Source organism: Mycobacterium sp., from assembly GCF_035623875.1.
In the GTDB taxonomy this organism is placed as follows: Bacteria; Actinomycetota; Actinomycetes; order Mycobacteriales; family Mycobacteriaceae; genus Mycobacterium.
Map to the genome: position 1 here is coordinate 1 of NZ_DASPSP010000198.1, position 6,052 is coordinate 6,052.

4 protein-coding genes and 1 pseudogene are annotated in these 6,052 nt (G+C 62.5%); 2 read left to right on the top strand and 3 right to left on the bottom strand.

The annotated features are described in order from the left end of the window. Together ponA2 and VEI45_RS16915 are read right to left on the bottom strand one after the other, a co-directional pair. Positions 1–2,258, bottom strand: a 2,258-nt coding sequence (ponA2, locus tag VEI45_RS16910; RefSeq protein ID WP_324855238.1) for a transglycosylase/D,D-transpeptidase PonA2, incomplete at its 3' end; no start/stop codon positions are given. Between the two features lie 805 nt (positions 2,259–3,063). Beyond that, positions 3,064–3,409, bottom strand: a pseudogene (locus VEI45_RS16915) (ISNCY family transposase); the annotation flags it as partial. 198 nt (positions 3,410–3,607) lie between these two features. Between VEI45_RS16915 and VEI45_RS16920 the strand changes: the two are divergent. Next, positions 3,608–4,108: a tautomerase family protein gene (locus VEI45_RS16920; RefSeq protein WP_324855240.1), complete on the top strand. Its 501-nt coding sequence runs from the start codon at positions 3,608–3,610 to the stop codon at positions 4,106–4,108. Between the two features lie 26 nt (positions 4,109–4,134). On the opposite strand, the gene VEI45_RS16925 is transcribed toward VEI45_RS16920, so the two are convergent. Beyond that, the gene (locus VEI45_RS16925; RefSeq protein WP_324855242.1) at positions 4,135–4,827 is read right to left on the bottom strand and encodes a helix-turn-helix domain-containing protein; all 693 of its coding nucleotides are present in this window, start codon (positions 4,825–4,827) and stop codon (positions 4,135–4,137) included. Positions 4,828–5,069: 242 nt separating this feature from the next. On the opposite strand from VEI45_RS16925, the gene VEI45_RS16930 reads away from it, so the two are divergent. Then, the gene (locus VEI45_RS16930; RefSeq protein ID WP_324855244.1) at positions 5,070–5,993 is read left to right on the top strand and encodes an NmrA family NAD(P)-binding protein; all 924 of its coding nucleotides are present in this window, start codon (positions 5,070–5,072) and stop codon (positions 5,991–5,993) included. The last annotated feature ends 59 nt before the right edge of the window (positions 5,994–6,052 follow it).

Sequence of the window (6,052 nt, forward strand, 5' to 3'; positions counted from 1 at the left end):
CCGGGGATGGTTTGACCGCTCGGGGTAGTGCCCACCACGGCACCATCGGGCTCGTAGCTGTTGACCGAGGTGGGCTGGTCAGCGACCTGGAAACCGGCGTCCTTGAGACGCTGACGCGCCGCGTCCACCTTAAGGCCGGACACATCGGGTACCCGGCCGCCCGGCGCGCCGTCGACGTACCGCGGGTCGGTTGACGGCAGACGCACGTCGCCGAAATCGGTGGCGACGGGTTTCATCGCCTCGAACCAGGTGCGGGCGGGCTCGCTACCGCCATACAGATCGCCGCTGCCGCACCTGCGCAGTGGGAATGAACAGACGTCCGAGGGTGTGCTGCTGTCGTCGAAGATGTAGTTCGCCGCCGCGTAGTGGTTGGTGAAGCCGACGAATCCCGCCGATCGATGCGACTCGGTGGTGCCGGTCTTGCTCGACAGCGGCAATGTCCAACCCACCGCACCGGCCGAGCCCGCGGCGGTGCCGCTGCCCTGGTCGTCCTTGCTCAAGGCGTTCGCGAGCGTGTTCGCCAGTCCTTCCGGCACCACCTGCTCACAGGGCTCGGTGGTGACAGATACCGGGTGGCCCTTGCGGTCGAAGATCTTGTCGATCGGGCTCGACGGGCACCACATGCCGCCGGACGCGAGGGTCGCCGCCACATTGGCGAGCTCGAGGTCGTTGAGTTGGAATGGACCCAAAGTGAACGAGCCCATGTTTTGTTGCTTGATCAATTCGGCCAAGCTTTCGCCGCTTGTCGGGTCGTAGATGCGCGCCGTTCCGGGACTCGCATAGGACCGCAGCCCCAGTCGGACCGCCATGTCGACCGCCCGCGGCACCCCGATGAGCTGGATCAGCCGCGCGAATGCGGTATTCGGTGAGGTGGCCAGCGCATCGGTGACGTTCATCGAGCCGCGGTAGCGTGCCGCGTTTGCCACGCACCAGGTTTCCTTCGGACAGCCGGGTGTATCGCTGCTGCCCAAGCCCTTGGCTTGAAAGAAGCCCGGCACCTGCAGCTGAGTCGTAATACCCATGCCCATGTCTAACGCCGCAGCTGTGGTGAAGATCTTGAAGATGGAGCCTGCCCCATCACCGACGAGTGAAAAGGGCTGCGGCTGCACCGTTTCGCGTGCGTCGCTGTTGAGACCGTAAGTGCGGTTGCTGGCCATCGCTATCACCCGATGCGCGTCCTTGCCGGGCTTGATCACGCTCATCACGCTGGCGATGCCGTCGAGCGTCGGGCTGGCGAACTTGTCGATCGCCTGCTTGACCGACGTCTGCACCTTGGGGTCCAGCGTCGTGCGGATCAGATAACCGCCGCGGGCAACCTGCTCCTTGCTGATGCCGGCCCGCGCGAGGTAATCCAGCACATAGTCACAGAAGAAGCCATTATCGCCGGCGGCGACGCAGCCACCCGGCAGCTCATTCGGATGGGGTAGCACGCCCAGCGGCTGTGCTTTGGCGGCACGCAACTCGTCGGAGTACTGGGGGAGATTGTCGACCATGGTGTCCAGCACCACGTTTCGCCGCTGCAGTGCCCCCTCGGGGTTGGTGTAGGGGTCGAGCGCACTCGTCGACTTCAGCATGCCGGCCAGCAGCGCGGCCTGGTCCCAGTTCAGCTGCGAAGCGTTGATGCCGAAATAAGTCTGAGCGGCGTCCTGCACACCGAACGCGCGGTTGCCGAACGACACCAAGTTGAGATAGCGGGTGAGCATCTCTGCTTTGGAGAGTTTCTCGTCGAGTGTCAGCGCAATCCGGATCTCGCGCAGTTTGCGCGCCGGTGTGATTTCCACAGCGGCCCGCCTCTCGGCTTCGGTCCGCGCGGTCACCAGCAACTGGTAGTTCTTGACGTACTGCTGTTCGATGGTCGATCCGCCGCGGGTGTCGAGGTTGCCCGACAGGTAGCCGGACAGGCCGGTCAGCGTGCCCGGCCAGTCCACCCCGTTGTGCTCAGCGAACCGCTTGTCCTCGATTGACACGATGGCCAGCTTCATCGTGTTGGCGATCTGGTCAGTGGGGACCTCGAACCGCCGCTGGGAATACAGCCAGGCGATCCGGTTTCCCGCGGCGTCGACGATCGTCGAAACCTGCGGAACGTCACCTTGCAGGATTTGTGCGGATTCGTCGGCGACAACGTCGGAGGCGCGGTTGAACAACAGCCCAATACCGCCCGCGACTGGGAACATCGATGCCGCCGCCAGCAGCGCGGCCAACAGGCAGCACCCTGCCAGCCTGGCAACAATTGCCGAAGTCGGCGCGCGCTCCGCCATACCTCAAGTATTCGCGGCCGGCCCCGAGATTGCGGCGAATGCCCACAACGGATCGCCTTTGATGTTGCGGGATTTATTGGCCGTGATTGTCACGGCGTTGTCACAACCCACGCGCTACACGCGGATATATGGTGGCACGCTCTGGGGCCATCACCGCAGACCAGAGGTCCCTGGGCAGGTAGCGACACCGTAAGGCACCCCGTCTTGCGGACTGCAAATCCGCTGGCCGCGGCCGACCGCAACGGTCGCCATCGCCTCCCGGCTAAACTTACTGTCGGCTAGAAGGCGAAACATTGTGCCTATCGCTTGGGGTCTGACCCGCAACTACTATTGCCGCTGTCGCTGCTGTGGCTCTAGCGGGCCCCGCGTGCGCGTGCGAGCCGTTCGATGGCACGTATTCGCTGGACAATAGCGGTGAGCCAGGAGCCCTAACCACCTGGATCGCCAATTCCACTTGTGGTCCCACGGGTTGTATCGCGCACATCGCCAATTCAAGAGGATGGAGCGGCGATGCACAGCTCGTGGGCGGTCATTGGACTATGACCGTTGACAGGCCAGACGGCACAGTCTGCTTGGACGGCCAGCTGTCGGGTGCGATACAGACGTGGTCATGGGATCCCGAAACGCTTAACGGCGAAGTAAGCGGAGTCCCCAATGGCCAAGGCGGCAACTGCGAAGCACCGGCCGATTCTTTCACTCTGACGAAGGTCGGCTAGCTACTAAGACCTGAAAAACGGGTCGTCGGGATGCTGGTGCTCAGTGGCGACCTGATTTTAGGGGTGTCTGGTTGGTTGGGGTGTCTGTTTCATGCAGCTAGGGTGCTGATCTTGACCAGGTTGTGGGCGAATACACCGTGTCCAAACCAGGTTCGGGCACAGGTGATACCTGTCAGTTCGGTGCGGTTCCACCCGTAGTTTCGCTTGAGGTGGTTGATCCGTCCCTCGGATCCGGTTCGCCATTTGACTTTGTCGCGGAAGGCACGCCGGTGCTCAAATTCGCGGCGGGCTGCGCCGGGTTTAGCTGCACGTGGGATCGCTACGTTGCGCACGCCCAGTTCGTGGAGGTCATGTTCGACTGAGGCGTAGCCGTAGCCGCGGTCAGCGGTCACCGCCTGGCGGGCCTCCGGTTCGACGGGCGATCCGTGCGATCGACCCGCTTGGCGATCGACAGCCCGATGCCGCGGCTGGCTCCCGAGACGAACATAGTCTTTCCTGTGGGTGTCTTTGTGCAGCCTTACCTTCAGCGACAGTCTTCTCCGCTAGCGTGGACACTCTGGTCCTTGCCAACGCGTCGCCATCGTGTGCTGCTAACACCGTGCGCAGAAACCGCTGAGTCTGTCGATGTCAGCCGTGACAGTGATCCGCACCAACCGCTGTGCCCGAGAACAACGTTCGCGCGGATTAACCGATTTGCCTTCACACCGAGGCAAAATCAGGGACATTGCGAACAACGTTCCAGAACGAAAGCCTGAGATCACGATGCCGCTCTACAAGATCACAACGCCGGACGGATTGCTTTCCGCGGAAGCGAAGGCGACGCTCGCCGCGGAGATCACCGAGTTCCACAGCCAAATGTCCGGTCTGGACGAGGCTTACACGAAGATCCTTTTCAATAGCTTTCCGCCCGGCGACGGTTTTATCGGCCGCGAGGCGGGGCCGGCGGTGATCCTGACGGTCAAGGTCCGCGCGGGTCGGCCGGCGGACTATTGGAAAAAGCTGCTGTTCGGGCTCAAGTCGCTGCTTCAGCGCGCGACCGGCGCGGCCGATGTTCAGATGCTGCTAGCCCTTGAGGAGACGCCGGCCAGCAACGCCATCGAGATGGGCGAGCTGATGCCCGAGATCGGCGCGTAGTCGAACCGCTCGTTAGCTCGCTGAGATCATCCCTGATGTCGTGAACGCAAAATGCTATCGCGGTGTAGCGATTGGCCATTGAGGCCCAAGACAGATCGCATCGTTTCGACAGCGCCGTCTTGACCGTCGAAACGCAGCCTGCGCAGGGCGGCTTTGCGCTGGGCGGGGGTGCTGGCGAATCGGGCGGCCCACAGGTCAGACGCTGAGGCGGTCAAGGTCACATCGAGTTCACCGTGCGCTGCCGCGAGTCGCCCCTCGGTGACAGTGAAATCGAAACTACGGCCATCGATCTGCACTCGGTAAGTCGCCTGCACTCCGACTGCACGCACCGTGTCGAAGCCCAACAGCACCCCGACGAGGAAGCCGTTGAGTGGAGATCGGAAACCCTCGCCGTCAATCCGCATCGTCTCCAGTCCAAAGCGCGCGATCGCACCAAGGATGGGCACCACGAGGCGCCACGCATCATCGGTGAGGCTGTAGACGGTGCGTGCGATTGGTGCCGGCAACTCGGTGCGTGCAATTAGTCCAGCACGCTCGAGTTCGTTGAGGCGTTGGGCCAAAAGATTTGTCGCGATCCCAGACAACTGCGCGCGGAGATCGCTGTAACGGCGCGGTCCTCCGACGAGCTCCCGCAAGATCAGCAACGTCCACCGCTCGCCCAGCACGTCTAGTCCGCTGGCGATCGGGCAGGCCTGGTCGTAGTTTCGGCGTCCAACCATGGGCTTAGCCTACCAGCGGAACATGTTTATCAACTTAGTACTTGATTTGTTTGTCTTATAGGTTTAGATTGATGACGTGCTGGCTGCCTCTGGCTCCGAGTTGCCAACCGCTCCAAGCGAAGCGTCGGTTGCGCAGGGTTGTGAGATACGGCCGCACAGATAGCGATCCGGGCGGCCGGAGACCGACAGGCGGCTTCCCGCGAAGAGTCAAAAAGGGAAGAGTCAAAAAGGGAGGAGAAATGATGGGTACACCGACGTTTTTTGTCAGTGGCGCCGCAGGCGGCCTCCAAGGCTCCACCGGTTTCCGCGTAACGCAGCTATTGCGTGAGCAGGGCCACGCCGTGCGCGCCCTAGTTCACCGGCTCGACGAGCGGTCGGATCGGGTTCGTGCGCTGGGCGCTGAAGTCGTCGAAGGCGATCTCCACGATCCTCGTTGCTTAACCGATGCCATGGCAGGCGTCCGCCGAGCCTACTTTGCTTACCCGGTGCAGGAAGGGCTCTTGCAGGCCGCGGCGACGTTTGCCGTAGCTGCGCGTTCAGCCGGCGTCGAGCAGGTCGTGAACCTCTCACAATGGCTGCAACCCAGCGGCGAGCAGCCGACCCCGCACCAGACGCGTCACTGGCTCGTCGAGAACATCTTCGACTGGGCTGGAGTCGGGGCGGTCCATCTTAACGCCGTGGTGTTCTACGAAAACCTCAAAACGTGGGCCCAACTCAGCCTTGACCGTGCCGGTGTTATCGCAATGCCGTGGGGACCGGAGACAACCAAAATCCCGCTGGTAGCCGCAGAGGATGTCGCCGCAGTAGCCGCGGCGTCGTTGTGCGGCCCGGTCTTGCCCAATGGCACTGTTGTCCGGTTGATGGGCGCTGGAGTTGCGAATAGTGACATCGCTGAAGCTTTCAGCGATGTCCTGGGTAGGTCGGTGCGGTATGTCGAGATCACCGACGAGCAGTGGGCCGACCGTGTACGAGGCGTCACGGGGGCCAACGCCGTTGCGGTGGAACATCTTGTCCACCTGTGGCGCTACCTACGCACACGACCACCGGAATACCAGGCCTTCTATCTGGCCAGTGAGGCGTTCGAACACTTCCTCGGCCGCAAGCCAAAGTCTCTGCCGGAGTTTTTGAACGATCATCGGGATCTCTTCGCTGAGGCGGCAAAATGAGGACCGAACAGTCCGGTCCCAGCCGCCGTCAGGCGGCTCGCGCCGTCCACGTGAAGCTG

Excerpts from the sequence above, each read along its gene's own strand:
- VEI45_RS16925 (WP_324855242.1), bottom strand. The coding sequence starts at position 4,827 with ATGGTTGGACGCCGAAACTACGACCAGGCCTGCCCGATCGCCAGCGGA.
- VEI45_RS16930 (WP_324855244.1), top strand. The coding sequence starts at position 5,070 with ATGGGTACACCGACGTTTTTTGTCAGTGGCGCCGCAGGCGGCCTCCAA.